25 protein-coding genes are annotated in these 26189 nt (G+C 62.3%); 18 read left to right on the top strand and 7 right to left on the bottom strand.

The window, feature by feature from the left end; all coding sequences use genetic code 11:
• The first annotated feature begins 31 nt into the window (after positions 1 to 31).
• The gene (locus RYZ20_RS10325) at positions 32 to 1090 is read left to right on the top strand and encodes a Hint domain-containing protein (RefSeq protein ID WP_317673157.1); all 1059 of its coding nucleotides are present in this window, start codon (positions 32 to 34) and stop codon (positions 1088 to 1090) included.
• A 187-nt stretch (positions 1091 to 1277) separates the two neighbouring features.
• Positions 1278 to 1898, top strand: coding sequence for a 30S ribosomal protein S4 (gene rpsD, locus RYZ20_RS10320; protein ID WP_317673155.1), 621 nt, complete (start codon positions 1278 to 1280; stop codon positions 1896 to 1898).
• A gap of 59 nt (positions 1899 to 1957) precedes the next feature.
• Here the strand turns inward: rpsD and RYZ20_RS10315 are convergent, their stop codons facing one another.
• A complete protein-coding gene (locus RYZ20_RS10315; protein WP_317673153.1) occupies positions 1958 to 2356 on the bottom strand; it encodes a hypothetical protein in 399 nt (132 codons plus the stop codon).
• 189 nt (positions 2357 to 2545) lie between these two features.
• Here RYZ20_RS10315 and hisC point away from each other — a divergent pair, with 189 nt between their 5' ends.
• Complete coding sequence (gene hisC, locus RYZ20_RS10310) at positions 2546 to 3634, top strand: histidinol-phosphate transaminase (protein ID WP_317673151.1); 1089 nt, start codon at positions 2546 to 2548, stop codon at positions 3632 to 3634.
• Positions 3631 to 4563, top strand: coding sequence for a prephenate/arogenate dehydrogenase family protein (locus RYZ20_RS10305; RefSeq protein WP_317673149.1), 933 nt, complete (start codon positions 3631 to 3633; stop codon positions 4561 to 4563). Before hisC ends, RYZ20_RS10305 begins: the two co-directional genes overlap by 4 nt.
• 3 nt (positions 4564 to 4566) lie before the next feature.
• Here RYZ20_RS10305 and RYZ20_RS10300 read toward each other — a convergent pair whose 3' ends face one another.
• On the bottom strand, positions 4567 to 5529 hold the full coding sequence (locus tag RYZ20_RS10300) for a DUF2125 domain-containing protein (RefSeq protein ID WP_317673147.1): 963 nt from the start codon (positions 5527 to 5529) through the stop codon (positions 4567 to 4569).
• Positions 5530 to 5592: 63 nt separating this feature from the next.
• Between RYZ20_RS10300 and RYZ20_RS10295 the strand changes: the two genes are divergently transcribed.
• The 3 genes from RYZ20_RS10295 to RYZ20_RS10285 all read left to right on the top strand — a co-directional run bounded on the left by RYZ20_RS10295 (position 5593) and on the right by RYZ20_RS10285 (position 8782).
• The gene (locus RYZ20_RS10295; RefSeq protein WP_317673145.1) at positions 5593 to 6126 is read left to right on the top strand and encodes a gamma-glutamylcyclotransferase; all 534 of its coding nucleotides are present in this window, start codon (positions 5593 to 5595) and stop codon (positions 6124 to 6126) included.
• A gap of 75 nt (positions 6127 to 6201) precedes the next feature.
• Positions 6202 to 7389: a biopolymer transporter ExbB gene (locus tag RYZ20_RS10290; protein WP_317673143.1), complete on the top strand. Its 1188-nt coding sequence runs from the start codon at positions 6202 to 6204 to the stop codon at positions 7387 to 7389.
• Between the two features lies 1 nt (position 7390).
• Positions 7391 to 8782, top strand: a complete 1392-nt coding sequence (locus tag RYZ20_RS10285; protein ID WP_317673141.1) for a peptidoglycan -binding protein — start codon at positions 7391 to 7393, stop codon at positions 8780 to 8782.
• On the opposite strand, the gene RYZ20_RS10280 is transcribed toward RYZ20_RS10285, so the two are convergent.
• Positions 8779 to 9735, bottom strand: a complete 957-nt coding sequence (locus RYZ20_RS10280) for a M23 family metallopeptidase (RefSeq protein WP_317673139.1) — start codon at positions 9733 to 9735, stop codon at positions 8779 to 8781. The two genes, RYZ20_RS10285 and RYZ20_RS10280, sit on opposite strands and share 4 nt — an antisense overlap.
• On the bottom strand, positions 9735 to 12062 hold the full coding sequence (gene clpA, locus RYZ20_RS10275) for an ATP-dependent Clp protease ATP-binding subunit ClpA (protein ID WP_317673137.1): 2328 nt from the start codon (positions 12060 to 12062) through the stop codon (positions 9735 to 9737). Before clpA ends, RYZ20_RS10280 begins: the two co-directional genes overlap by 1 nt.
• Positions 12063 to 12343: 281 nt before the next feature.
• Here clpA and RYZ20_RS10270 point away from each other — a divergent pair, with 281 nt between their 5' ends.
• The gene (locus RYZ20_RS10270; protein ID WP_317673135.1) at positions 12344 to 13687 is read left to right on the top strand and encodes a chloride channel protein; all 1344 of its coding nucleotides are present in this window, start codon (positions 12344 to 12346) and stop codon (positions 13685 to 13687) included.
• 5 nt (positions 13688 to 13692) lie between these two features.
• Here RYZ20_RS10270 and gloB read toward each other — a convergent pair whose 3' ends face one another.
• Positions 13693 to 14463 (bottom strand): hydroxyacylglutathione hydrolase, encoded by a 771-nt coding sequence (gene gloB, locus RYZ20_RS10265; RefSeq protein WP_317673133.1) that lies wholly within the window; start codon positions 14461 to 14463, stop codon positions 13693 to 13695.
• A 62-nt stretch (positions 14464 to 14525) separates the two neighbouring features.
• On the opposite strand from gloB, the gene RYZ20_RS10260 reads away from it, so the two are divergent.
• The 8 genes from RYZ20_RS10260 (at position 14526) to RYZ20_RS10225 (ending at position 21827) form a co-directional block, all read left to right on the top strand.
• Positions 14526 to 15284, top strand: coding sequence for a class I SAM-dependent methyltransferase (locus RYZ20_RS10260; RefSeq protein WP_317673131.1), 759 nt, complete (start codon positions 14526 to 14528; stop codon positions 15282 to 15284).
• Between the two features lie 315 nt (positions 15285 to 15599).
• Complete coding sequence (locus RYZ20_RS10255; RefSeq protein ID WP_317673129.1) at positions 15600 to 16160, top strand: F0F1 ATP synthase subunit delta; 561 nt, start codon at positions 15600 to 15602, stop codon at positions 16158 to 16160.
• Complete coding sequence (atpA, locus tag RYZ20_RS10250) at positions 16160 to 17689, top strand: F0F1 ATP synthase subunit alpha (RefSeq protein WP_317673127.1); 1530 nt, start codon at positions 16160 to 16162, stop codon at positions 17687 to 17689. The genes RYZ20_RS10255 and atpA overlap by 1 nt, the downstream gene beginning before the upstream one ends.
• Before the next feature lie 20 nt (positions 17690 to 17709).
• Positions 17710 to 18585, top strand: coding sequence for a F0F1 ATP synthase subunit gamma (locus RYZ20_RS10245; RefSeq protein ID WP_317673125.1), 876 nt, complete (start codon positions 17710 to 17712; stop codon positions 18583 to 18585).
• Between the two features lie 19 nt (positions 18586 to 18604).
• Entirely contained in the window at positions 18605 to 20023 is a 1419-nt protein-coding gene (atpD, locus tag RYZ20_RS10240; protein ID WP_317673123.1) for a F0F1 ATP synthase subunit beta, read from the top strand.
• Between the two features lie 12 nt (positions 20024 to 20035).
• A complete protein-coding gene (locus RYZ20_RS10235) occupies positions 20036 to 20434 on the top strand; it encodes a F0F1 ATP synthase subunit epsilon (RefSeq protein WP_317673121.1) in 399 nt (132 codons plus the stop codon).
• 109 nt (positions 20435 to 20543) lie between these two features.
• A complete protein-coding gene (locus RYZ20_RS10230; protein ID WP_317673119.1) occupies positions 20544 to 20894 on the top strand; it encodes an H-type lectin domain-containing protein in 351 nt (116 codons plus the stop codon).
• Between the two features lie 75 nt (positions 20895 to 20969).
• Complete coding sequence (locus tag RYZ20_RS10225) at positions 20970 to 21827, top strand: hypothetical protein (protein WP_317673117.1); 858 nt, start codon at positions 20970 to 20972, stop codon at positions 21825 to 21827.
• 71 nt (positions 21828 to 21898) lie between these two features.
• Here the strand turns inward: RYZ20_RS10225 and groL are convergent, their stop codons facing one another.
• Positions 21899 to 23542: a chaperonin GroEL gene (groL, locus tag RYZ20_RS10220; protein ID WP_317673115.1), complete on the bottom strand. Its 1644-nt coding sequence runs from the start codon at positions 23540 to 23542 to the stop codon at positions 21899 to 21901.
• A gap of 61 nt (positions 23543 to 23603) precedes the next feature.
• Positions 23604 to 23891, bottom strand: coding sequence for a co-chaperone GroES (gene groES, locus RYZ20_RS10215; RefSeq protein WP_317673113.1), 288 nt, complete (start codon positions 23889 to 23891; stop codon positions 23604 to 23606).
• A 204-nt stretch (positions 23892 to 24095) separates the two neighbouring features.
• On the opposite strand from groES, the gene RYZ20_RS10210 reads away from it, so the two are divergent.
• Both RYZ20_RS10210 and RYZ20_RS10205 read left to right on the top strand, forming a co-directional pair.
• The gene (locus tag RYZ20_RS10210) at positions 24096 to 25106 is read left to right on the top strand and encodes a TraB/GumN family protein (protein ID WP_317673111.1); all 1011 of its coding nucleotides are present in this window, start codon (positions 24096 to 24098) and stop codon (positions 25104 to 25106) included.
• Between the two features lie 90 nt (positions 25107 to 25196).
• Positions 25197 to 26117, top strand: coding sequence for a manganese-dependent inorganic pyrophosphatase (locus tag RYZ20_RS10205; protein WP_317673109.1), 921 nt, complete (start codon positions 25197 to 25199; stop codon positions 26115 to 26117).
• Positions 26118 to 26189: the final 72 nt, after the last annotated feature.

Below are 26189 nucleotides of genomic sequence, written 5' to 3'. Positions count from 1 at the left end.
GGTCCATTCTATGGGGCAGGACATACAGGCAATGAAAACGGGCTATGAGGGCACGTTTGTCATCTCTTGGGCGCAGACTGAGCTGGACGGCAATGTGGCTGCGCCCGTCGGGGCAGTGGCGATAGGCGCGTGTTGGCGCTGGTGGGGCGAGGCCGTCCGCGTGGACGGGCCGAACGATCTTCTGATTTTGTCGAATGCGCGCGGTGAGGATGCAATCCGCGCCAAGGCCGCGCGTGTGGTGCGCCGCCTGATGGGGGCGGCCGTGTCGGGCGGCACTTTGGCGGGCACCGTCGAAGAGGACATCCCCGAGCAAAGTTTCTCCGTCACCGATGGCTATCAGGTCTATGTTGTCACCCTGATCGAGCTGGCCGATGCCCGCGCGCGGCTGCTGATGTTTGCGGGGCGCATTCCTCCGTCGAATTGCGATTTGTGGGTGGTGGACCGGACGCTGGATATTCGCCCCGAGCCTTTGCGGCTGGAGGAGCCGGGCGTCATTTGTTTCACGCCCGGAACCCTGATCGACACGCCCGATGGTAAACGCCCGGTCGAGGCGCTGCGTCCCGGCGACCGCGTGTCCACGCGCGACGATGGCGGGCAAGAGATTCTGTGGGTAGGCCAGCGCCGGATGAGCGGCGCGCGGCTTTATGCGTTGCCGCATCTGCGCCCCGTGCGGATCCGTGCGGGCGCCTTTGGGATTGGAGAGCCGGACGGCGACCTGCTGGTCTCGCCGCAGCATCGGATGCTGATCCGTGGCCGCGCTGCGCTGGCGCTGTTCAATGAGCCCGAAGTGCTGGTGCGCGCCTGCGATCTGGTCAACGATACCAGCGTGCGCATCGAGGCTCCGATGGCGCAGGTGACTTATATCCATCTGCTGTTCGATCGCCATCAGGTGATCCACGCGAACGGGTTGGCGACGGAAAGCTTCCATCCGGCCTCGACCGCGCTTGATATGATAGCCGAAGATCAGCGCGCGGGGCTTTTGGATCTTTTGCCGGGGGTAGAGGATGATCCGCTTGGCTATGGCGCCTTCGCGCGTCGTGCGCTACGCGCCTCGGAGGCCGCGATCCTGATGCACGATCTGGCCGCCTGAGCATTCTTTGCCCGAAGGGCGTTGACTCCGGTCCGTCGCACTGTATAAGCCCCCTCATCCCGGTAGCCAAAGCTGCCGGGTCATTTATTGGTGTTGGTGGACCCCGTAAGGGGAAACCTGTCGCCCAAAGCCCACAAGGCCGCGGGAGGAGGACAACGCCCTTCAAAACGAACGAAGGAGATCAGCCGTGACCAAACGCACGTCTGCCAAGTACAAAATCGACCGCCGCATGGGCGAAAACATCTGGGGCCGCGCCAAGTCGCCGGTCAACCGCCGCGAATACGGCCCGGGCCAGCACGGCCAGCGCCGCAAGGGCAAACTGTCGGACTTCGGTCTGCAGCTGCGCGCCAAGCAGAAGCTGAAAGGCTACTACGGCGACATGACCGAGAAGCAGTTCCGCCGCATCTACGCCGAAGCCGAGCGTGTGAAGGGCGACACCGGTGAAAACCTGGTTGGTCTGCTGGAGCGCCGCCTCGACGCGCTGGTTTACCGCGCGAAATTCGTCCCGACCGTCTTTGCTGCACGTCAGTTCGTGAACCACGGCCACGTGACCGTGAACGGCAAGCGCGTCAACATTCCGTCCTACCGCGTCAAAGAAGGCGACGTGATCGCTGTTCGCGACAAGTCGAAGCAACTCGCCCTCGTGCTCGAGGCTTCGCAGTCGGCAGAGCGTGACGTGCCGGATTACCTCGACGTTGACCACTCGAAAATGACCGCGACCTTCGTGCGCACCCCGGGTCTCTCGGACGTGCCGTATCCGGTGGTCATGGAACCGAACCTGGTCGTCGAATTCTACGCGAAGAACTAATCGGTTCTTCGCTGCGCTACGGCTACCAAAGGCCGCCCTTCGGGGCGGTCTTTTGCATTTCAGCCAAAAAGCGGAAGGGTCTGGCGTATCCAGCCGGACAGGCCGCCTGATCGGGTGCGCTCCTGTGTCGCGATCAGGGCCGAAAAGCGCTCGTGTCCGAGGTCTTCGATGAAACGACCCGCGCCTGACAGGCTGCGCAACTCGGGTTTGACCCGCGCGCCGCTCGCCATCATCACCAGATCGGCGGCGCGTAAAAGCGCGCGCTCCAGCCCGTGTCCCCAACGCCCGTTGATCTCTCCGAAATACAGCCCCGCCGCCGACAGAACCGTCTGCGTGCGCTGGCGCAAAGCCCGATCCGCGCTGCGCCACCCCATTTCAAGCGCCGAGGCGCCCGCGTTTGCGGTCTGGGCAAATGCGGGGGCGGCAACTATAGCGAGTATGAATGTGCGGCGTTTCATTTAGGGTTGTATCTTGTTTCTTAAGGCTTCGTTCACCTATGCTTCGCGCCAGAATGTGGCCCGAATCCGGCGTGAAACGGCTGGAAATCGCGAAACTCGATCAAATTTTATCAATCGGCCCCGCGCAAGTTGCGCTGGCTTTGGCGCGCGCCGCTCGCTAGAAAGCGCCGAGAGTTCAAGGAGTCCGTCATGAGCCAGCTGATCGTGCCCCAACCCGGCATTATGGATATCGCCCTTTACGAGGGTGGGCAGGCGCATGTTCCCGGCCGCACCGATGCCATCAAGCTCAGCTCGAACGAAAATCCGTTCGGCTGCTCGGACAAGGCGAAAGAGGCGCTGGCGCGTTCGGTGCACACGCTGCATCGCTATCCGAATACCGACCACGCGGGCCTGCGCGCCGCGATCGGCGATGTGCACGGGCTGGACCCGGATCGCATCATTTGTGGCGTCGGCTCGGACGAGATCATTCACTTCCTGTGTCAGGCCTATGTCGGCCCGCGTTCAGAGGTGGTGTTCACCGAGCATGGCTTCCTGATGTATCGGATCTCGACGATGGCAGCGGGCGGCAAGCCGGTCTCTGTGCCTGAACGCGAGCGCACCACCGATGTGGATGCGATCCTGAAAGCCTGCACCAAGAACACCAAGCTTGTGTTCCTGGCCAACCCGAACAACCCGACCGGCACGATGATTGCGCTGGCCGAGCTGGAACGCCTTGCGAATGGTCTGCCCAAAGGGTGCCTTCTGGTGATTGATGGTGCCTATGCCGAATATGTCGAAGGGTATGACGGCGGCGCCGATCTGGCGACGCGTCTGCCCAACGTTTTCATGACGCGCACTTTTTCCAAGATCTACGGCCTTGGCGGGCTGCGGATCGGCTGGGGCTATGGCGCGCGCGAGGTGATCGACGTTCTCAACCGCATCCGCGGACCGTTTAACCTCTCGGCCGCGCAGCAAGACGCCGCCGAAGCGGCTGTGCGCGATCAGGACTGGGTCGCGCGGTGCCGCGATGACAACACGCGCCTGCGCGCCTGGCTGGCCGAGGCGCTGGCCGAAAAGGGCGTGCCCTCGGACACTTCGACGGCGAACTTTATCCTTGCGCGGTTTTCCTCGCCCGAGGAGGCAAGCGCCTGTGATGATTATCTGAAATCCGAAGGCATCATCGTGCGTCGGGTGGCGGGCTACAACCTGCCGCATTGCCTGCGTATCACAGTGGGCGACGAACCCTCATGCCGCCGCGTGGCGCATCTGATTGGCGTGTTCAAGGCAGGTGGAGCATGAGCGCGCCAAAGTTCAAACGCGTTGCCCTGATCGGGCTGGGACTGATCGCCTCCTCCATCGCCCATGCGGTGAAATGGAAGGGGCTGGCTGATACGGTTGTGGGCCACGCGCGCTCGGCCGAGACGCGGGCGACGGCGCGCGAAATCGGGCTGGTCGCGGAGGTGTTCGAGACGCCGGAAGAGGCTGTCAAAGGCGCGGATCTTGTGATCCTTTGCGTGCCGGTGGGCGCGATGGCGGCTGTGGCCGAACGCATCGCCCCGCATCTGGCCGAGGGCGCGATTGTGACCGATGTCGGTTCGGTCAAGCAGGCGGTGATCGAGGCTGTCGGCCCGCATCTGCCCGCGCATGTGCACTTCGTCCCCGGTCACCCGCTGGCCGGAACCGAGCATTCCGGCCCGCGCTCGGGCTTTGCCACGCTGTTCGTGAACCGCTGGTGGCTGCTGACCCCGCCCGAGGGCGCCAACACGGCGGCGGTTGCGCGCCTGCGCGGCTTTATCGAGGGGATCGAGGCGAATGTCGAAGAGATGGAGGCCGCGCATCACGATCTGGTGCTGGCCGTCACCTCGCACACGCCGCACCTGATTGCCTATACGATGGTGGGGGTGGCGGACCACCTGCGCCGTGTCTCGCAATCCGAAGTTATCAAATTCTCGGCCTCGGGCTTTCGTGATTTCACGCGGATCGCGGCCTCGGACCCGACGATGTGGCGCGATGTGTTCCTGACGAACAAGGATGCGACGCTCGACATTCTGGGGCGCTTCACCGAAGAGCTGTTCGTGTTGCAGCGCGCAATCCGCATGGGCGATGGCGATACGCTGTTCGACTATTTCACCCGCACCCGGGCAATCCGCCGCAGCATCATCGAGGCGGGTCAGGATACCGACGCGCCCGATTTTGGCCGCTCGGGCGCGCCGAAGGCGGGCGAATAACCGTCAGAACAGGCGCGGCGCCGGCCCCAAGGGTATCGGACCCAGACGGATCTGCCCGCGCGCAAAGACAAGGGGGAGGGGAACCGTTCCGTCCGCCGATTGCTGCGCCATCATCTGGCCGATGCTTTCCAGCATCGGTTTGCGCCTGGGATCGAGCAGCCCAAGTGCCTCGGCCTTTGCCAGCCAGTCGCGCCAGTTGCCCAGTTTCAGGTTAATCGTGCCCTCGGGGATGCCATCGGCGGCGAGCGTCAGCCGTCCTTCGGCATCAAGGCGGCGATCCCCCCACAGCAGTTGCGCGGAACTGATGTCCAAGGCCAGCGGGCGTGGTGCGGCCGTAAGGTGCCGATCCAGCGGGGCGGCAAATTGCGCGACGCCATCAAGGAACACCCGCCCGACCGCCTCGGCCGAAATCTCGGGCGGTAGTGCCAGGCCGGTCATCTCGAATCCGATGCGATATGAGGGAGCGGTGCCACCCTCAAGCGCCGCGATCGACGCGCGCAGTTCGGTCGCCTTGGCGGCGGCGCCCATTCCATCGGGAGTGATGCGCGGCTCTTTGACCACAAGGCTTGCAAGCGCAAGCGGCAGATCGGGGGTAAGACCCGCGCGCACCGAGGCGCGCATGTCGTCGTTCTTGAGGACGAATTTCTGACGCCCGACGCGCAACTCCTGCTCGGGCGCGGCCCAAAGGATCACCGCGTTCGGCTGATAGGAGAGCGCCAGCGCCTGCGCGACGGGCGCGCTCCATTCCACCTGCCCATCGGGGCTGCGCAGATGCGGGGCCGAGAAGCTCAGATCAAAGCGCGAGGGGAACCCCGCCAGGCTGATTTCTTCGGTATCGGCCCAGCCATCAGCGCGCGCCTGCGCAAGTGCCGCCTCGCTACCCTGGCGCAGCACCACCGCGCCAAGTGTCCAATAGCCCGCATAAAGCCCGGCGAGACCCGCAACCAGAACGATCAGCTTGCGCATGACCTCTCCCTTCCCATTCGACCCTGCCAGATGTAGGAGAACGGAACGCGAAGGGAAAGACACATGACCGAACAACTCTGGATCTTTGGCTATGGCTCGCTGCTGTGGAACCCGGGCTTCGACCCCGCCGAGGCGGTGACCGCCTGTGCCGACGGGTGGCATCGGTCGTTCTGTATGCGCTCGGTGGTGCATCGCGGAACGCCCGAGGCGCCGGGGCTGGTGCTGGCACTGGACGCGGCAGAGGGCGCCCATTGCCACGGTGTCGCCTTCGCGGTGAAAAAGCCCGAGGAAGACGCCGTTCTGGCCGAAATCCGCGCGCGGGAACTGGTGACCGACGCCTATCTGGAGGCGCGCATTGCGCTGACGCTGTCAGATGGACGCAAGATCGAGGCGATCACCTATGTCATCGACAAGGCGCATGACCAGTATTGCAGCCACGCGCTGGAAGAACAGGCGCAGATCATCGCGGGAGCCACGGGCGGGCGCGGGCCTAACCGTGACTACCTGTGGAACACCGCCGCACATCTGCACGCGCTTGGTCTGAATGACCCCGATCTGGACTGGCTGGCCGAACGGGTGCGCGCACTGACCGTCTGACGCGCTGATAAACCCTTGGCAATTCCCGCCCCGCGCGCCTATCCTCGCGCCAACAGGCAAAAAAGAGGCCCAAGAATGCGCACCAAGGCCGAGCGGTTCGAAACGCAGTTTTCCCAACCCGTCCGTCAGGTCACACTGATGCTTGCGGTTCTGGGGCTTGTGGGGGCGGGGGGCTGGTTCGCCTATGCCCGCATCTTCCCGATTTTCATCGCGAACCCCTGGCTGAACGGGCTGATCCTGACGGTCTTTGCACTCGGCATTCTGGCGTGCTTCTGGCAGGTCTGGCAACTGGCGAAGGCGGTCTACTGGATCGAGAGTTTCGCTGCCGACCGACCGGGCCGGCCCGAATATACCCCGCCCGGGATGCTGGCGCCGCTGGCGGCGCTGTTGCGCTCGCGCAAGGGGCAGGGCGAGATTGCCACCTCCTCGGCGCGCTCGATCCTTGAATCGGTTGCGACACGCATTGACGAGGCGCGCGACATCACGCGCTACATTACTAACCTGCTGATTTTCCTTGGTCTTCTTGGGACGTTCTACGGACTGGCCACCACTGTCCCCGCAGTGGTCGAAACCATCCGCGCGCTTGCTCCGCAAGAGGGTGAAAGCGGGCTGGCGGTGTTTGACAAGCTGATGGCGGGGCTGGAAAGCCAGCTTGGCGGTATGGGCACGGCGTTTTCCTCGTCGCTTCTGGGGCTTGCGGGGTCTTTGGTCGTGGGGATGCTGGAGCTGTTCGTCTCGCACGGGCAGAACCGGTTTTACCGCGAGCTGGAAGAGTGGATTTCCTCGATCACGCGGCTAAGCTTTACCGGCGCGGATGGCGAGGGCGAAGGCTCGATGGTGGCGGGCATCCTTGACCATATGTCCGAGCAGATGGACACGCTGCGCGAGATGTTCATGCAAACCGAAGCCGCGCGGCAGCACACCGATGCGCATCTGAACACCCTCGCCGCCGGTGTTGTCGAGCTGGCCGAGCAACTGGGCGGCGAGATGGCCGCGCGGGGCGAGCAGGTGAACGCGCTTCAGCGGATGGCCGAGGGGCAAGAGCGCCTGAGTGGCGCGCTGGAAGCCAATGCCGCGCGGGCCGCGAATGCGGGCGACGAATACGACATTCAGGCCGAAATGCGGATGCGGCTGCGCTCGATCGACCAGCAGATGTTGCGGATGCTTGAGGAGCTGACCGCCGGTCGGCAGGAAAGCATGGCCGAGCTGCGCAACGATTTTGCTGCGCTCACGCGGGCGATCCTGTCGCGCAGGGACCACTGAGATGGCGCTGAGCCGACGCAATACGCAGCGCTTTGCCTCGACGGTCTGGCCCGGCTTTGTCGATGCGATGACGGCACTCTTGCTGGTGCTGATGTTCGTGCTGACCATCTTTATGGTGGTGCAATCGGTGCTGCGCGAAACGCTGACCTCGAAGGAGCACGAACTTTCCGACCTGACCTTGCAGGTTGCCGATCTGGCGCAGGCGCTGTCTTTGCGCGAGGCGCGAGTAACCGAGCTGGAGGGCGATCTGTCGACCGCGCGCACCAAGGCCGATGCGCAGGCTGCGCTGATCGCGACGCTCAGCAGCCAGCTGGAGACGCGCACCGCCGAGCTGGATGAGGCAGGGCAAAAGATCACGGCCTTCGAGGCGCAGGTCGCCTCGCTTCTGGGCGAACGGGATGCGGCGCGTGCCGATGCGGCGGGCAAGGCCGAGGAATTGCGCCTTGGGGCCGAGCAGATCGCGGAATTACGCGATCGGCTGAAATCTTCGGGCGATGAACTGGCGGCGATGACGCTGGCGTTAGAAGCGGCGCGTCTGCGGGCCGAGGAAACGCTGACGCTTCTGGCCGCTGCCGAGGCCGCGAAGGCGAACCTTCAGGCCGAACTCAGCGCGCAACTGACCGCCGCCGAGAAAGAGGCCGCACTGAAGGGCGCCGCGCAAAAGGCGCTGGAATCGCAGACAGAAATCGCTGAAACCGCCGCCAAAAAGGTTGCGCTGTTGAACGAACAGGTCGCTGCACTTCGCGCGCAGATGGCCGAGTTGCAGGGTATTCTGAACGAGGCGCAGGCCCGCGACGAAGAGGCAAAAGTGCAGGTCGACAAGCTTGGCTCGCAGTTGAATGCAGCCCTGGCGCAGGTCGCCGCCGAGCAACGCCGCCGCGCGGAAGCCGAGGCTGCGCGGGCTGAACTTGAGGCCGAGCGCGCCCGCAACCTCGAACGCTACCGCTCTGAATTCTTCGGCCGCCTGTCCGAGATCGTCGCAGGGCGCGAGGGCGTGCGCATCGTGGGCGACCGTTTTGTGTTCTCCTCCGAGGTGCTGTTTGCGGCGGGATCGGCGGATCTGGCCGAGGCAGGAAAGACGCAGATCGCGCAGGTCACGCGGCTTTTGACCGAGTTGTCGCAGGAAATCCCGCCCGATATTGACTGGATCATCCGCGTCGATGGCCACACCGACGATGTGCCGCTGTCGGGTGAGGGGGAGTTCAAGGATAATTGGGAGCTAAGCCAGGCGCGCGCGCTGTCGGTGGTGCGCTATATGGTTAATTCGCTCGGCTTTCCACCGCGGCGTCTGGTGGCGGCGGGCTTTGGCGAATACCGTCCCGTTGTCGGGGGGATTTCACCGCAAGCGCGGGCCGCAAACCGCCGGATCGAGCTTAAGCTGACCGAGCGCTAATCCCCGATCCGCAGCGTGACTGCGCGGCTTTGCAGCAGCTTTTCGTCGCGGATCAGGGTGATCTGCCCCTGATAGTCGCCCGCAGACCAACCGACCGCCGGACGTTTGCGCCCGCCTGCACGCATGAACAGCGCTTGCGTGTGTTCGAGCGTGGCGTCATGTGCAAAGCGAAACCCAAGTGGCCCCGAGATTTCCAGCCGCAGCACATCGCCGGCCCGCGCGCCGTGCCCATAGGCCCAAAGAACCAGCGCGGGGGCATTTGCGTTGGGCGTGGCAGGAAACTGCCCCAGTTTCAGCGCCGTATAATCGGGCACTGCATTGGCAAAACCTACCTCCAACAACCCGCCGCCGGGGGTGGCAGGTTGGGTATCCCAAAGCGTTTGCGCGGGATCGGTAGCACAGCTTGCCCCGGGTTCGGGGTCGAACGGATCAAGGCTTTGCCCGTCTTTTTGCACCTCGAAATGCAGATGCGGATGCTCGGTCTTTCCCGAAAGCCCGATCTGCCCGATCACGGTGTCGGGGCCGACCATCTGATCGGGGCGGACCTGCACCGATCCTTTGCGCAGGTGGCAATACAGCCCCGTCCAGCCCTTGCCGTGGTCAATCACGACACCATTCCCACACTCGCGCCCGTTAACCGATTTTCCCGCCAGATAGGCGCCGTCCGGTTCCCCGTCGCGCACGCGCAGGACTGTTCCCGTCGCCGCCGCGCGCGCCGCGACACCCGCCTGCATCGCCGCAAGGGTCGGCAGCGCGATGTCAGTGCCGTCGTGGCCATCATAGGTTTGCGTGGCGCAGAGGTGATCAAGGGTCTTGGGGCCGGGATCACGGTCAAAGAAATTCAGGAAAAAGCAGCTTTCGCCCAGAGTGCAATCAACGGGCCACTGGGCAGAAAAGCCACCGGCGGCCGCAGCCGCCGGAAGCAAAAGAGCTATTGCCAGAGTGCGTAGCATCAATCTGCGGGCAGAAGTCGCGGTTTGTTGCCCGCGATGCGGCGCGCCTGCGGTTCCTCGGTTTCCAGAACGATCTCGCCATTCTTGACCAGAACGCGCACGACGCCGCCCTTGGTCAGTTTGCCGAACAGCAGCTCCTCGGCCAGCGGTTTCTTGATGTGCTCTTGAATAACGCGGCCAAGGGGGCGCGCGCCCATCTTGTCGTCATAGCCCTTTTCGGCCAGCCACTCCGACGCCTCGGGGCTCAGTTCGATATGCACATTGCGGTCGATCAGCTGTGCCTCAAGTTGCAGCACGAATTTCTCGACGATCTGCAAGATCACCTCGCGCGGCAGGGGCGCGAAGCTGACCACCGCGTCCAGACGGTTGCGGAACTCGGGGCTGAAGGTGCGCTCGACCGCAGCCGTATCCTCGCCCTCGCGCCGTTCGCGGCCAAAGCCGAAGGCGGCTTTCGCCTGCTCGGCCGCGCCCGCATTCGAGGTCATGATCAGGATCACGTTGCGGAAATCGACAGTGCGTCCGTTGTGATCGGTCAGGCGGCCATTATCCATGACCTGAAGCAGAATGTTGAAGACATCCGGGTGCGCCTTTTCGATCTCGTCCAGAAGCAGCACGCAATGCGGGTTCTGGTCGATGCCGTCGGTCAAAAGGCCACCCTGGTCAAAGCCGACATAGCCGGGCGGCGCGCCGATCAGCCGGCTGACCGAGTGCTTCTCCATATATTCGGACATGTCGAAGCGCAGGAGTTCCACGCCAAGAGTATTGGCCAGTTGCTTGGCAACCTCGGTCTTGCCGACGCCCGTGGGACCGGCAAACAGATAGTTGCCGATGGGTTTTTCCGGCTCGCGCAGTCCGGCACGGGCCAGCTTGATCGCGGAAGCCAATGCCTCGATCGCGGCGTTCTGGCCGAAGACCACGCGCTTGAGCGATTTCTCCAGATCGCGCAGCACCTCGGCATCATCTTTCGAGACGTTCTTCGGCGGGATCCGCGCGATTTTCGCGACCACGGCTTCGATCTCTTTCGGGCTGATGGTCTTGCGCCGCTTGCTGTCGGGAAGCAGGTGCTGCGCCGCGCCCGCTTCGTCAATCACGTCGATCGCCTTGTCGGGCAGTTTGCGGTCGTGGATGTAGCGCGCCGACAGTTCAACGGCCGTTTTCACCGCCTCATTGGTGTAGCGGATGTCGTGGTGCTCTTCGAAATAGGGTTTCAGCCCCATCACGATCTTGATCGTATCGGCGACTGAGGGTTCGTTCACGTCGATCTTCTGGAACCGGCGGCTGAGCGCGCGGTCCTTTTCGAAATGCTGGCGAAACTCTTTATAGGTGGTCGACCCCATGCAGCGCAGCTTGCCGCCCGCCAGAGCAGGCTTGAGCAGGTTCGAGGCATCCATCGCGCCGCCCGAGGTGGCGCCCGCGCCGATCACGGTATGAATTTCGTCGATAAAGAGGATCGCGTCGTCGTGGTCCTCCAGCTCTTTTACCACGGCCTTGAGGCGCTCCTCAAAGTCACCGCGATAGCGGGTGCCAGCCAGAAGCGCGCCCATGTCGAGCGAGAAGATGATTGTCTTCGACAGAATCTCGGGCGTCTCGCCACGGGTGATTTTCAGCGCCAGCCCCTCGGCGATGGCAGTTTTGCCGACGCCCGGATCGCCGACCAGAAGCGGGTTGTTCTTGCGGCGGCGGCAGAGCACCTGAATGCAGCGCTCGACCTCTTCCTCGCGGCCGATCAGCGGGTCGATGTCGCCCTTATGCGACTTGTCGTTCAGGTTGACGCAGTATTTCGCCAGTGCCGATTCCTTGGCCTCGGTCGCGCCCTGGGCCTCGGACTCGGCTTTGTGATGATCGTCATCCGCGCCGGTAATCGGACGGCTTTCGCCAAATGCGGGGTCTTTTGCCACGCCATGCGCGATGTAATTGACGGCATCATAGCGGGTCATGTCCTGCTCTTGCAGGAAGAAGGCCGCGTTCGATTCGCGTTCGGCAAAGATCGCGACGAGCACGTTTGCCCCCGTCACCTCGGAGCGGCCCGAGCTTTGCACATGGATCGCCGCGCGCTGGATCACGCGCTGGAAGGCGGCGGTCGGCACGGCCTCGGATCCTTCGATCTCGGTAATCAGGGTCGAGAGGTCGTCGTCGATGAATTCGGTCAGCGTCATGCGCAGCTCGTCCAGATCGACGCCGCAAGCGCGCATCACGCGGCTGGCGTCGGGTTCATCCAGCAGCGCCAGCAGCAGGTGTTCGAGTGTCGCCAGCTCATGCCGACGCGCATTCGCCAGCGCCAATGCGCCGTGAATGGCTTGTTCGAGCGAGTTCGAGAACGAAGGCATGGTGGCACTCCTTTCAATTAGGCCGGACCCTTTCGGATATTTCCCTATCCTCGGCCCATAGGGTTAAACTTCGGTGGAAATCCGGCGGCTTCAAGCCCTTTCGTCGGAAATTTCGCGCTTGACATGCAACTTGCCCGAAAAGTGAACGCCACAAGCGGCTTTCGGGATGGTATTTGCGCCTGTCTTTCGGGGCTGTGGGGTTGAAAACGGCCCGGCAAAGGTCCATTGCGGGGAAAACAGGGACACGCGCTATGGGAAAATTCCGAATTGCCCGCATGGCAATGCTCAGACGATCGCGCGCGATGGTGTCGTCGCGGCGGTTGTGGAAATCCCGCGTGGTGTTCTGGGTGGGCGCAATCGCGATTGGTGTGATCAGTGTCGGCTTCGCTTTGGCGGCCGATTTGGCCCAACACCTGTTCACCAAGATCGCGGCGATCGGCGGGCATGGCTACGCCCCTTTGCTGATCACGCCTCTGGGTTTTGTGCTTTGCGCGGTGCTGGCGTTCAAGTTCTTTCCCGGCACGCAAGGCTCGGGGATTCCGCAGGCGATTGCCGCGCGCCATTTGCGCGACCTGCCCGATCGGGGCGGGATGCTGGGACTGCGGGTCATCATCGGCAAGATGGCCCTGACCATCCTTGGCATGTTCTTTGGTGCATCCATCGGGCGCGAGGGGCCGACGGTGCAGGTCGGGGCTTCGATCATGCTTCTGGCGGGCAGGTTCGGAGGCATGGCCGAGCGGCGCGGGCTGATTCTGGCTGGCTCTGCGGCGGGGATCGCGGCGGCCTTCAATACGCCGCTCGCGGGGATCGTTTTCGCGATCGAGGAGATGGGGCGCTCGTATCAGGCGCGCACCAACGGGGTTGTGCTGTCGACGGTGATTATCGCCGGTATCTGCTCGCTCGCGATGCTGGGCAGCTATACCTATTTCGGTCAGGCGGACGCCTTGGCCGATGCGCCCGGCGATTGGGTTCTGGTGCTGGCTTGCGGGCTGTTTGGCGGGCTGATGGGGGCGGTGTTCAGCCGCCTGACGATCACGATCATCCGGCGCATCCGCCGCTGGCGCTCGGTTACGCCATTGCGCAAGGTCATTCTGGTCGCGCTGGTCGCGGGTATTGTTTCGGCGATCGTGGGCATCGTCTATGGCGGCGGCACCTTTGGCACCGGTTACGAGCAGGCCCGTGCTGCGGTCGAAGGCGAGGCTCCGCCGATCGGCTATTTCTTTGGCAAGCTGCTGGCGACGCTGGCGGCGACGGTCTCGGGGATACCGGGCGGTCTGTTCGCGCCTTCGCTGTCGGTTGGCGCGGGGCTTGGGGCGACGGTCGCGACGGTTCTGGCCTCGGATGTCGGGCTGGCGGCGATTCTGGGGATGGCGGGCTATTTTGCCGGCGTGACGCAGGCGCCGATGACGGCCTTCGTGATTATTCTTGAAATGACCGGCAACCACGAGAACCTTGTGGCAATCATGGCGGCGGCGATGCTGGGCTATGGCACCTCGCGCTTCATTCTGCCCGAGCCGCTTTATGCAGCGCTTTCGCGGCTGTATATCGCGGATGCGCTGCGGGCACATCGGGCGCAAGAGGCCGCCGGACGGGCCGAGGATCCCCAGCCCGAGCCGCGCGTTTAACCCTCTTAGAAGCTATCCTTGCGGATGCGCGCTTCGGTAAAGGTGGCAAGGGCGCTTGCGTCGGGGCGCAGGCCTAATGCGGCGCGCAAGCCTTTGTCATGGCCGCGCAGGAACGGGTTGGTGGCTTTTTCAAGCTTTAGCGTCGCGGGCACGGTGGGGCGCCCCTCGGCACGCAGTGCCTCGACCTCGGCCATACGGGCCAGAAGGGCGGGGTGCTCGGGTTCAAGGCTGAGTGCAAAGCGGCCATTTGCGGTGGTGTATTCGTGACCCGAACAGACCAGCGTCTCGTCAGGCAACGCCATGAAACGGGCCAGCGTGTCGAACATCTGCGACGGAGACCCCTCGAACAGCCGCCCGCAGCCCCAGCTCATCAGGCTGTCGCCCGAAAACAAAAGCCCCGCCTGCGGGAAGTAATAGGCCAGATGCCCGACGGTATGGCCCGTGGCTTCGATGACCTCGACGCTTTCCATGCCGATATGCAGGACATCCCCGCCGGAAACCTCTTGCGACAGGGGCGGCAGGCGATGCGCGTCTGCCCCCGCGCCGATCACCCGCGCGCCCGACATCGCCGCCAGCGCCTTGACCCCGTCAATATGGTCGCTGTGGTGATGCGTGAGCAGGATATGCGAGGCTTTCCAGCCACGATCGGCCAAGGCTTGCACCACAGGTCCCGCCTCGGGAACATCGACGATGGTCGTCGTGCCGGTTGCAGCATCATGCACCGCATAGGCATAATTATCTGCCAGACAAGGGATGATAAGCAGTTCGACAGTCATGGATTTTCCCGTAGGCTCGGCTATTGTTAGGGGTAACTTCGCTCAAGGAGGCGGCCAGCGCAATGCATCTTGATGTGCTAGACCTGCGCAATTTCTATTACCGCACCCAGTTAGGGCGCGCGGCGCAAAGGGCAATCCGTGATCGTGTGACCCAGATCTGGCCTGCGACGCCTTCGGAAATGGCGGGGCAAACCGTTGTGGGCTATGGTTTTGCGGTGCCGCTGTTGCGACCCTATCTGCAACCGGCGCGCCGCGTGATCGGGCTGATGCCGGCGGGGCAGGGGGTGATGCCCTGGCCTGCGGGGATGCCCAATGTCTCGGTCCTGTGTGAAGAAACCCGCTGGCCCCTTGAGACCGGCCTTGTCGATAAACTGGTGGTGATGCACGGGCTGGAGACCTCGGATAATCCCGATGCGCTGATGGAGGAATGTTGGCGCGTGCTTGGCCCCGGCGGGCGGGCGCTGTTTATCGTGCCGAACCGCACCGGGCTTTGGGCGCCGCGTGAAACCACGCCCTTCGGGTTCGGGCGTCCGTTCACGCTGTCGCAACTGGATCATCTGGCGCGGCGCGCGGGGTTCGTGCCCGAGCGGCATTCCTCGGCGCTTTATATTCCGCCCTCGACGCGGCGCTTCTGGCTGCGCTCGGCACAGTTCTGGGAAGGAGTCGGCGGGCGGGTTTCGGGCTTTCTGGCGGCGGGGGTTGTGATGCTGGAAGTGTCCAAGCAACTCCACACCCCGCGGCGCAGCGGACTGGGGGCTGCCGTGCGCAAGCCGCTGTCCATCCTTGAGGGGGCAGGGCGACCCGTTAGCGACCCGGTCTGAGGAAAATGCGACACCTCGGGGCGGCAAACAGGGTGAATCACCCGCATTGGCCGATTCCGTAAAACCGGCGTGAAAGCCCGGATTTCTGCCGTTAGCGCCCGAACTTTTTGGCCCTTTTTGCACTTGCAGCGTGATGGAGCGGAAAATGCGCCTTTTTCACTCACGTTAACGTGCGCAAGAAGGTTGCGAGGTGGGGAATGCTCTGCTACACGCCTCCCCGATACGCGGTGCAAGGGGGAAGGACTTTGCACCTAGGGAGTCCCCGGGACCGGACATTGTGATCCGCGACGGGGCCAAAGCATCGGAAGGGTGGACGTGTCCGAACCAGCTTCGATTTCCGCAGCCATCGCCGGGCGTTATGCCACGGCAATTTTCGAACTCGCACGCGAAGACAAGGGTCTTGCCGCGCTCGAGAAAGACGTTGAGGCGCTTGGCGCCGCGCTGGCCGACTCGGCCGAGTTGCGCGACCTGATCTCCTCGCCGGTCTATGCTCGCGCCGAACAAGAGGCCGCGATTGCCGCTGTCGCCAAGAAGATGGGCCTGACGCCCGCTCTGGCAAACGGCCTGTCGCTGATGGCGCAAAAACGCCGCCTCTTCGCGCTGCCGCAACTTCTCAAGGCACTGGCCGAAGCCATCGCCGACGAGAAAGGCGAAGTGACTGCCGAAGTCACCGCCGCCTCCAAGCTTTCGAAAGCGCAGGCCGACAAACTGGCTGCCGCGCTCACGAAACAGACGGGTAAGTCCGTCAAACTCGATATCGCCGTGGATGAAAATCTCATCGGCGGCATGATCGTCAAGCTGGGCTCGCGCATGATCGACACGTCGGTCCGCTCGAAGCTCGCTTCCCTCAGAAACGCCATGAAAGAGGTTGGATAATGGGCATCCAAGCAGCTGAGATCTCTGCTATCCTCAAGGAGCAGATCAAGAACTTCGGGCAGGACGCCCAAGTCGCTGAAGTGGGCCGCGTGCTCTCCGTCGGCGATGGTATCGCACGCGTTCACGGGCTGGATAACATCCAGGCCGGTGAAATGGTCGAATTCCCCGGTGGTATCCGCGGGATGGCCCTGAACCTCGAAACCGACAACGTCGGTGTCGTTATCTTCGGTTCGGACCGCGATATTAAAGAAGGCGATACGGTCAAGCGTACCAACGCTATCGTGGACGTCCCGGTTGGCGAAGGCCTGCTGGGCCGCGTCGTTGACGGCCTTGGTAACCCGCTCGACGGCAAAGGTCCGATCGAGGCAGCCGAGCGTCGCGTTGCCGACGTGAAAGCTCCGGGCATCATTCCGCGGAAATCGGTTCACGAACCGATGGCAACCGGCCTCAAGTCGGTTGACGCAATGATCCCCGTTGGCCGTGGCCAGCGCGAACTGATCATTGGTGACCGTCAGACCGGCAAGACCGCTATCGCGCTCGACACCATTCTGAACCAGAAATCCTATAACGACGCAGATCCGGCAAACAAACTGCACTGCTTCTACGTCGCTATCGGCCAAAAGCGTTCGACTGTTGCTCAGCTTGTGAAAAAGCTCGAGGAAAACGGCGCTCTGGAATATACCACCGTTATCGCAGCAACCGCTTCGGACCCGGCTCCGATGCAGTTCCTCGCACCCTACGCAGCAACCGCTATGGCCGAGTACTTCCGTGACTCGGGCCGCCACGCGCTGATCATCTATGATGACCTGTCGAAGCAGGCTGTGTCCTATCGTCAGATGTCGCTCCTGCTGCGCCGCCCGCCGGGCCGCGAAGCTTATCCGGGCGACGTTTTCTACCTGCACTCGCGTCTCCTCGAGCGTTCGGCAAAGCTGAACGAGGACTTCGGCGCTGGCTCGCTGACCGCTCTGCCGGTTATCGAAACCCAGGGCGGCGACGTGTCGGCCTTCATTCCGACCAACGTGATCTCGATCACCGACGGCCAGATCTTCCTTGAAACCGAACTGTTCTACCAGGGTATCCGCCCGGCCGTTAACACCGGTCTGTCGGTGTCGCGCGTGGGCTCGTCGGCTCAGACCAACTCGATGAAATCGGTTGCTGGCCCGGTGAAACTGGAGCTCGCTCAGTACCGCGAGATGGCCGCCTTCGCTCAGTTCGGTTCGGATCTCGACGCTGCAACCCAGAAGCTTCTGGCGCGTGGTGCTCGTCTGACCGAGCTGATGAAACAGCCGCAATACTCGCCGCTGACCAACGCCGAAATCGTCTGCATCATCTTCGCAGGCACCAACGGCTACCTGGACAACGTGGCAGTGGCGAACGTCGGTCGCTGGGAGCAGGGTCTTCTGAACCACCTGCGCACCAACCGTCGCGACATCCTCGACTGGATCACCAAAGAAGATCCGAAGGTCAAAGGTGCCGACGCGGACAAGATCAAAGCTGCGATCGAAGAATTCGCCAAGACGTTCGCGTAAGCGCCTGAAAGGACAGGGATATGCCCAGCCTTAAGGATCTGAAAAACCGGATCGAGAGTGTTAAGAACACTCGGAAGATCACGAAGGCGATGCAGATGGTCGCGGCCGCAAAATTGCGCCGCGCCCAGGAAGCCGCCGAAAGCGCACGGCCCTTCGCCGAGCGCATGACCGCCGTCATGTCGGGGCTTGCTGCCTCGGTGGGCGGCTCCGATAGCGCGCCCCGGCTTCTGGCCGGGACGGGCTCGGCTCAGACCCACCTCTTGGTGGTGATGACCGGCGAGCGCGGGCTTTGCGGTGGCTTCAACGCCAACATCGCAAAACTGGCCCGTGTGAAAGCGAACGAACTGCTGGCCGCCGGCAAAACGGTGAAAATTCTCACCGTCGGCAAAAAAGGCCGCGACGCTCTGCGCCGCGATCTTGGGCAGTATTTCGTAGCGCATGTCGATCTCTCGGAGGTCAAGAAGCTCGGTTACAACAACGCGCAGGATATCGCGCGCGACATCCTCGGCCGCTTTGATGCGGGCGAATTCGATGTCGCGACGATCTTCTACTCGCTGTTCGAGAGCGTGATCTCTCAGGTTCCGACCGCGAAACAGATCATTCCGGCTGCGTTCGAAGCCAGCGACGAGGCAGGTGCCTCGGCCGCATATGACTACGAACCCAGCGAGGAAGAGATCCTGGCAGACCTTCTGCCGCGCGGTGTTGCGACCCAGATCTTCGCTGCACTTCTGGAAAATAACGCGTCCTTCAACGGCGCCCAGATGTCGGCAATGGATAACGCAACGCGGAACGCTGGCGAGATGATCGACAAGCTGACGATCGAGTTCAACCGCTCGCGTCAGGCCGTGATCACCAACGAGCTCATCGAAATTATTTCGGGCGCCGAGGCGCTCTGACGAAATCGGAGAAACGAATATGGCAAGCAAAGGCAAAGTCACGCAGGTGATCGGCGCCGTCGTCGACGTTCAGTTCGACGGCGCACTCCCCGCGATTCTCAACGCACTGGAAACCGAAAACAACGGCAAGAAGCTCGTGCTCGAAGTGGCACAGCACCTTGGCGAAAACTCGGTCCGCACCATCGCAATGGACGCGTCCGAAGGCCTCGTCCGTGGCGCAGTCGTCACCGACACCGGCGCACCGATCTCGGTTCCGGTCGGTAACGCAACCCTCGGCCGCATCCTGAACGTCATCGGCGAGCCCGTTGACGAAAAAGGCCCGGTCGAAGCAGGCGAATACCGCGCGATCCACCAGCCGGCACCGGAGTTCTCGGAGCAGTCGACTGCTTCGGAAATCCTTGCCACCGGCATCAAGGTTATCGACCTTCTCGCTCCCTACTCCAAGGGTGGTAAGATCGGCCTGTTCGGCGGCGCCGGCGTGGGTAAAACCGTTCTCATCATGGAACTCATCAACAACATCGCAAAAGTGCACTCGGGATTCTCGGTGTTCGCAGGTGTTGGCGAGCGGACCCGTGAGGGCAACGACCTTTACCACGAGATGATCGAATCGGGCGTTATCGTTCCCGATAACCTCGAAGCCTCGAAAGTGGCCCTTGTGTATGGTCAGATGAACGAACCGCCGGGCGCTCGTATGCGTGTGGCTCTGTCGGGTCTGACCCTTGCAGAACAGTTCCGTGACCAGTCGGGCACCGACGTTCTGTTCTTCGTGGACAACATCTTCCGCTTCACGCAGGCAGGTTCCGAGGTGTCGGCACTTCTGGGCCGTATCCCGTCCGCAGTGGGCTACCAGCCGACGCTGGCAACCGACATGGGCGCTCTGCAGGAACGCATCACCTCGACCAAGGCTGGCTCGATCACCTCGGTTCAGGCCATCTACGTTCCGGCCGACGACCTTACCGACCCGGCTCCGGCAACCTCGTTCGCCCACCTCGACGCAACCACGGTTCTGTCGCGTGCGATCTCGGAACTGGGTATCTACCCGGCCGTTGACCCGCTCGACTCGACCTCGCGTATTCTCGACCCGGCTGTTGTCGGCGAAGAGCACTACAACGTTGCCCGCCAGGTGCAGGGTATCCTTCAGCGCTACAAGTCGCTGCAGGACATCATCGCCATCCTCGGCATGGACGAACTGTCGGAAGAAGACAAACTTACCGTGGCGCGCGCCCGTAAGATCCAGCGCTTCCTCTCGCAGCCGTTCGACGTGGCAAAAGTGTTCACCGGCTCGGACGGTGTGCAGGTTCCGCTCGAAGACACCATCCGCTCGTTCAAAGCGGTTGTGAACGGCGAGTATGACCACCTGCCGGAAGCTGCCTTCTACATGGTTGGCGGCATCGACGAAGTGATCGCGAAAGCCGAGAAACTCGCGGCAGCCGCGTAAGGAGCTTGAGCAATGGCCGATACGATGCAATTTGACCTTGTCTCGCCCGAGCGGAAGCTTGCTTCTGCGCAGGTGACCGAGGTTCGCGTTCCGGGCGCCGATGGCGACCTGACCGTGATGGCGGGGCACGCCCCCCTCATCGCAACGCTGCGGCCGGGCATCCTTGTTGTCGTCGGTCCGCAAGGCACCGAGGACTACGCCGTGACCGGCGGTTTCGTTCAGGTCGAGGCAACCGGCGTCACCGTGCTCGCAGAGCGCGGTGTGCCGAAAGCCGAGCTGACGCCCGCGATCCACGCCGAGATGATGGCGGAAGCCAAGAAGGTGGTCGAAGAGGCCCATCCTTCGGTGGTCGACGCTGCGACGAAGATGCTCGCTGATATGGAAGCCCTTGGCTCCCATATGAGCCTCTGATCCGGCGCAACAGATTGATAAAAAGCCCCGGGACGCAGGTCTCGGGGCTTTTTCTTTTGTCCGGCGCGGAATACATCTTTGGGTAGATCATCAGGAGGCGCGGGCTGCTATGCTGAAATTGAACGGCCAGAGGGTCGGGGTGGCGCAAGGGTCGCTGGTCCTGTTTTCCGACTATCAGGACGGCGGCGTGATGTGGACGGGTGAGGGGCCGCGCGAGCTGCGCAAGCTTGTCGAGTTCAAAGAGCCCTTTACCGGCGCGCCGGCAGTTCATGTCGCATTTTCGATGTGGGACCTCGATCAAAAGCACAACGGCCGGATGGATATTTCCGCCGATATGATCACCGAAGAGGGCTTTGTGATCGTCTTTCGCACCTGGGGCGACACCCGCGTCGCCCGCGTCCGCGCCGACTGGATGGCCATCGGCTCCTGCGCGCACGAGGACGACTGGGAGGTGTTTTGAGTTAGTAATCCATTGTTTGGCGAGATAATTCGACCTAGTGTCGCGCATTGGTTGTGTTTTGCGTGAGGTATCGAGATGTCGAACAGTAAAGAGATTTTCAGCGGAGCGCGTGCGACATGCAGATCAGCCTTGGCGGTCGTCGTTACCTCTATCCTGTTTTGTGAGCGGGCAATCGCTCAGGATGCATCCCTTGCTTCTACCCCCAAATTGTATTCGTTCGATTTCTTTTCTCTAGTGTCGTTTGGCCTGACAATCACAGCGCTGCTGCTGTCCTTCTTCATGGCGTGGCTTTCGTGGGAGTTTTATAAGAAGTCAGTTGAAGCCAGTGAAAAAACGCATGAGACGGTGACCAAAATTGAGGGGATTGTGGCGGGCGTTCAAAGCAGCATTTCCGAAATCGTAAACAAGGCTGTGACCCACTGGGTCGAGGGCGGCGATGCATCTCGTATCGGTGAGGTCAATGAGGACCTGATGCAAAGACTTCAGGCGCTTGAAACTGGAATTTCCCAAGGCAATGGATCAGATCAGCGCGAGTTGATTAATGCCGTGCGCGCGCAAGTGGAACAGTTGAGCCGATCTTCGCGAGAAATGCAGATCAAGAGCATTTTCCCGAGCTACGGCACCGAAAAAAAAGTGGTCGAAGCATCGCAAGACATAACTTCGAGCGAAGAGCGCTCCCAAACAGGTCTGCTTCGTATCAAAATCGTTCAGCCGACAAAAATTGCAACAGCCACTCTCCGCTTTGAGCCGCCATTTGATGAAGCGCCCGAAGTTACTGCGAGCTTAATTACCTCGCCGCTGACTGACACCTCGGGCATAACAGCGAAGCCGGGGACACCTTCGCGAAAATCATGCAATTTCCACATCAACAGCGGTTCTGACCTGCCCGAGGGGGAGTATGTATTCGAGTTTAGCGCCGTGGCTGCCGAATAGTTTTCCAACACCTAGAACGCAAAAGGGCGCCCCTCGGGGCGCCCTTTCGTTTCCCTGACGGGAGCGGCTGCTTACATCATGCCGCCCATGCCGCCCATGCCCATGTCCGGAGCGCCGCCCATCGGCGACTTCGGTTCGGGCTTTTCGGCGACCATGCACTCGGTGGTGATCAGCAGGCCCGAAACCGAGGCTGCGTCTTCCAGTGCGGTGCGGGTCACTTTGGCCGGGTCGATAACGCCGAACTTGAACATGTCGCCATATTCTTCGGTCTGCGCGTTGAAGCCGAAGTTCAGGTCGCCCGACTCGCGGATCTTGCCAGCCACGACAGCGCCGTCGACGCCAGCGTTTTCAGCGATCTGACGGATCGGAGCTTCGATCGCACGGCGCACGATGGCGATACCGGCGTTCTGGTCGGCGTTCGCGCCTTTCAGACCTTCCAGCACTTTGCCAGCCTGGATCAGAGCAACACCGCCGCCCACGACGATGCCTTCCTGAACGGCCGCGCGGGTCGCGTTCAGAGCGTCATCAACGCGGTCTTTGCGCTCTTTCACTTCAACCTCGGTCATGCCGCCGACGCGGATAACAGCAACACCGCCAGCCAGTTTGGCCACGCGCTCTTGCAGCTTCTCACGGTCGTAGTCCGACGTGGTTTCTTCGATCTGGGTGCGGATCTGGGCCACGCGGGCTTCGATCTCGGCCTTGTCGCCAGCGCCGTCAACGATGGTGGTGTTCTCTTTCGAGATGGTCACCTTCTTGGCGGTGCCAAGCATGTCCATGCCGACGTTCTCGAGCTTCATGCCGAGGTCTTCCGAGATCACCTGGCCGCCGGTCAGGATCGCGAGGTCCTGCAGCATGGCCTTGCGGCGATCGCCGAAGCCCGGAGCTTTGACAGCCGCGATTTTCAGGCCGCCGCGCAGCTTGTTGACGACGAGGGTCGCCAGTGCTTCGCCTTCGACGTCCTCAGCGATGATGAGGAGCGGCTTGTTCGACTGGATAACAGCTTCGAGGAGCGGCACCATCGGCTGGAGCGACGAGAGTTTCTTCTCGTGCAGCAGGATGAGGCAGTCTTCGAGGTCAGCAACCATCTTGTCGGGGTTGGTGACGAAGTAGGGCGAGAGGTAGCCGCGGTCGAACTGCATACCTTCGACGACTTCAACCTCGGTCTCCATGCCTTTGTTTTCTTCGACGGTGATCACGCCGTCGTTGCCGACTTTCTGCATCGCTTCGGCGATCTGGCGGCCGATCGACTCTTCGCCGTTGGCCGAGATGGTGCCGACTTGGGCGACTTCGTCGCTGTCAGCAACCGGACGTGCAGCGGCTTTGATCGCTTCGACGACTTTGGTGGTTGCCATGTCGACGCCGCGCTTGAGGTCCATCGGGTTCATGCCGGCGGCGACAGCCTTGAGGCCTTCTTTGATGATCGCCTGCGCCAGAACGGTCGCGGTGGTGGTGCCGTCACCGGCTTCGTCGTTGGTGCGCGAGGCGACTTCTTTCACCATTTGCGCGCCCATGTTCTCGAACTTGTCCGAAAGTTCGATTTCCTTCGCAACCGACACACCGTCTTTGGTGATGCGCGGAGCGCCGAAGGATTTTTCGAGAACGACGTTGCGGCCTTTCGGGCCGAGGGTAACCTTCACCGCGTCGGCGAGGATGTTGACACCCTTGAGCATACGATCGCGGGCATCGGTCGAGAATTTGACGTCCTTGGCTGCCATGTTTGTTGGCTCCTTGACTGGATATTTCGTTGGAAATCAGGTGGATCTGCGTAAGCGGCGCTTACGAGATGATCCCCATGATGTCGCTTTCTTTCATGATGAGGAGTTCCTCACCTTCAAGCGTCACTTCGGTGCCCGACCATTTGCCGAACAGAACGCGGTCGCCCGCTTTCACCGAAGGAGCGATCAGCTCGCCCGAGTCCTTGCGCGCGCCTTCGCCAACGGCGACAACTTGGCCTTCTGCCGGCTTTTCTTTTGCGCTATCGGGGATGATCAGCCCGCCTTTGGTTTTTTCGTCGCTTTCGACGCGCTTGACCAGCACACGGTCATGAAGCGGTTTGAATGCCATCTGGGTTACTCCCTAAGGTCCAGGTTAAATCGGTCTTAGCACTCGCTCCTCGTGAGTGCTAACGCATCGGAAGTAGTGAGGCGTCCGCCTTGAGTCAACAGGTGCATGTCGAAAAATTTTTCGATCTGCGGGGTAGGGGGGAATGGATTGCGTTTATAGACTGCCCCGTGCCAAGCTTTCTCTGAATTTATAAAGGATCGGATCGTGTTTCAGCGTATTGGTGCGGCGATTGCCGGCGTAGTGTTCTGGGTTGGGGCTGCTTGGGCCGGCTGTGTCGGGCAAAACCTGTTCGACGCGATGCCCGGCGCCGATCAGGCGCGGCTTGAGGCGATGGCGGCGGCCCATCCGTTCCACGAGGGGCTTCTCTGGACCGCCACGCGCGACGATCAACAGATCACGCTTGTCGGCACGCTGCATTATGCCGACCCGCGGTTTGCGCCGATGCTTGACGCGCTGGCACCCGCGCTGGATGGGGCCACGGCTCTTCTGGTCGAGGCGGGGCCGGAAGAGGAGGCACAGCTTCGGGTGGATATGGCGAAGCTGATGTTTTCGGAGGGCGCGACCTTGCCCGAGCGCCTGCCCGAGGCCGAGTGGCAAGCCCTTGGTGCCGCGATGGAGGCGCGCGGCTTTCCCCGCTTTATGGCGTCGAAAATGCAGCCGTGGTTCGTGTCGCTGATGCTGGCGATTCCGCTGTGTGAACTGGCCGAGATGCAAGCGGGCCAGCAAGGGCTGGACAAGCAGCTTATAGATGTGGCCCACACGCAGGACTTGCCTCTTCTGGCTCTCGAACCCTATGACACGATCTTCGGCATCTTTGCCGACATGACCCCGGCCGAGGAACTGCTCGCGCTGCGCCTTGCGCTTGGGCAGGCCGCCGAGGCCGAGGATATGGCGATCACCATGACCGACCTTTATTTCGCGGGCCGCACCAGTCTGATCTGGGAGCTGGCGTTAGAGCGTTCGCGCGCCACCGCGCCGCCCGAGCTGCCCCCCGCCGAGCTTGAGGCGCAGATCGCCGAGTCCGAAAAGCTGATGGTGACGGACCGGAACACGCGCTGGATCCCCGTGATCGAAGGGGCCGCGGCCAATGGCCCGATCGTGGTGGCCGCGGGCGCGCTCCATATGCCGGGGGAACACGGGGTTCTGGCGCTTTTGCAGGCGCGCGGTTGGCGGATTGCGTCCTATCAGCCCGCGAATGATGCTGCAGTGCAATAAACCCCGCCTATGCGAGCGCAAACGCGGGTGACAAGGGCAGGGCGCTCGCCTATAAGCGGGCCGAAATCTGCACATTCTCTGAGGGACATCATGACCACCAAGGTTTTTGGCCACAAGGCTCCCGATACCGACTCCACCGGCTCGCCGATCGTCTGGGCGTGGTATCTGAACGAAGTGAAAGGCGTCGCGGCCGAGCCGGCTTTGCTGGGCGAGCCCAACACCGAGGCCGCCTTTGTTCTCAAGCACTGGGATCTGCAAAAGCCCGCGATCATTGCAGGCGTGGCCGAGGGCGAGAAGGTCGTCATCGTTGACACCAACAACCCCGCCGAGCTGCCCGAAGGGATCAACGCCGCTGACATCACAGCGATCATCGACCACCACAAGCTGGTTGGCGGGCTTGAGACCAAAGGCCCGATCGACATCACGATCCGCCCGCTCGCCTGCACGGCGACCATCATGTATGACCTGATGGGCGACGATGTGAAAAAGGCTCCGCGCGGGATCAAGGGCGCGATGCTGTCGTGCATCCTCTCGGACACGCTCGAATTCCGTTCGCCCACCACTACCGACCACGACAAAGCCGTGTGCGAGGCGCTGGCCGCCGATCTGGGCGTCGATATGGGTGAGCTTGCCGCCGCGATGTTCGAGGCTAAATCCGATGTCTCGGCCTTCTCTGATGCCGAGCTGCTGCGGATGGATTCCAAGGAATATACCGTCGGGTCGACCGATCTGCGCGTCTCGGTTCTGGAAACCACCGCGCCCAAGCTGATCCTTGATCGCAAAGACAGCCTGATGGCGGCGATGCCGGGTGTGGCGCAGGAAGATGGCGCGAACGAAGTGCTGCTGTTCGTCGTGGATATCCTGAACGAAGAAGCCACGCTTCTGGTCCCGAACGATACCGTCAAGCAGATCGCCGAAGCCTCGTTCGGCTGCGCGGTCTCGGGCGATACGGTTGTCCTGCCCGGCATCATGTCGCGCAAAAAGCAGATCATCCCGAACCTTAAGGCGTAAGCCAGAGTTCGCGAAAATCAGGGCGCGGGGGGCGAACCCTCGCGCCCTTTTCATTTGTGCGGGATGCCCCGT

This window comes from Pseudothioclava alba, from assembly GCF_033100795.1.
Taxonomy (GTDB): Bacteria; Pseudomonadota; Alphaproteobacteria; order Rhodobacterales; family Rhodobacteraceae; genus Pseudothioclava.
This window is presented reverse-complemented; position numbering and strand designations above follow the sequence as displayed.

Bases quoted from the DNA above. Each gene is read 5' to 3' on its own strand.
- RYZ20_RS10325 (WP_317673157.1), top strand. From the start codon at position 32: ATGAAAACGGGCTATGAGGGCACGTTTGTCATCTCTTGGGCGCAGACT.
- RYZ20_RS10315 (WP_317673153.1), bottom strand. From the start codon at position 2,356: ATGAAACGCCGCACATTCATACTCGCTATAGTTGCCGCCCCCGCATTT.
- hisC (WP_317673151.1), top strand. From the start codon at position 2,546: ATGAGCCAGCTGATCGTGCCCCAACCCGGCATTATGGATATCGCCCTT.
- RYZ20_RS10305 (WP_317673149.1), top strand. From the start codon at position 3,631: ATGAGCGCGCCAAAGTTCAAACGCGTTGCCCTGATCGGGCTGGGACTG.
- RYZ20_RS10300 (WP_317673147.1), bottom strand. From the start codon at position 5,529: ATGCGCAAGCTGATCGTTCTGGTTGCGGGTCTCGCCGGGCTTTATGCG.
- RYZ20_RS10295 (WP_317673145.1), top strand. From the start codon at position 5,593: ATGACCGAACAACTCTGGATCTTTGGCTATGGCTCGCTGCTGTGGAAC.
- RYZ20_RS10290 (WP_317673143.1), top strand. From the start codon at position 6,202: ATGCGCACCAAGGCCGAGCGGTTCGAAACGCAGTTTTCCCAACCCGTC.
- RYZ20_RS10285 (WP_317673141.1), top strand. From the start codon at position 7,391: ATGGCGCTGAGCCGACGCAATACGCAGCGCTTTGCCTCGACGGTCTGG.
- RYZ20_RS10280 (WP_317673139.1), bottom strand. From the start codon at position 9,735: ATGCTACGCACTCTGGCAATAGCTCTTTTGCTTCCGGCGGCTGCGGCC.
- clpA (WP_317673137.1), bottom strand. From the start codon at position 12,062: ATGCCTTCGTTCTCGAACTCGCTCGAACAAGCCATTCACGGCGCATTG.
- RYZ20_RS10270 (WP_317673135.1), top strand. From the start codon at position 12,344: ATGCTCAGACGATCGCGCGCGATGGTGTCGTCGCGGCGGTTGTGGAAA.
- gloB (WP_317673133.1), bottom strand. From the start codon at position 14,463: ATGACTGTCGAACTGCTTATCATCCCTTGTCTGGCAGATAATTATGCC.
- RYZ20_RS10260 (WP_317673131.1), top strand. From the start codon at position 14,526: ATGCATCTTGATGTGCTAGACCTGCGCAATTTCTATTACCGCACCCAG.
- atpA (WP_317673127.1), top strand. From the start codon at position 16,160: ATGGGCATCCAAGCAGCTGAGATCTCTGCTATCCTCAAGGAGCAGATC.
- RYZ20_RS10245 (WP_317673125.1), top strand. From the start codon at position 17,710: ATGCCCAGCCTTAAGGATCTGAAAAACCGGATCGAGAGTGTTAAGAAC.
- atpD (WP_317673123.1), top strand. From the start codon at position 18,605: ATGGCAAGCAAAGGCAAAGTCACGCAGGTGATCGGCGCCGTCGTCGAC.
- RYZ20_RS10235 (WP_317673121.1), top strand. From the start codon at position 20,036: ATGGCCGATACGATGCAATTTGACCTTGTCTCGCCCGAGCGGAAGCTT.
- RYZ20_RS10230 (WP_317673119.1), top strand. From the start codon at position 20,544: ATGCTGAAATTGAACGGCCAGAGGGTCGGGGTGGCGCAAGGGTCGCTG.
- RYZ20_RS10225 (WP_317673117.1), top strand. From the start codon at position 20,970: ATGTCGAACAGTAAAGAGATTTTCAGCGGAGCGCGTGCGACATGCAGA.
- groL (WP_317673115.1), bottom strand. From the start codon at position 23,542: ATGGCAGCCAAGGACGTCAAATTCTCGACCGATGCCCGCGATCGTATG.
- groES (WP_317673113.1), bottom strand. From the start codon at position 23,891: ATGGCATTCAAACCGCTTCATGACCGTGTGCTGGTCAAGCGCGTCGAA.
- RYZ20_RS10205 (WP_317673109.1), top strand. From the start codon at position 25,197: ATGACCACCAAGGTTTTTGGCCACAAGGCTCCCGATACCGACTCCACC.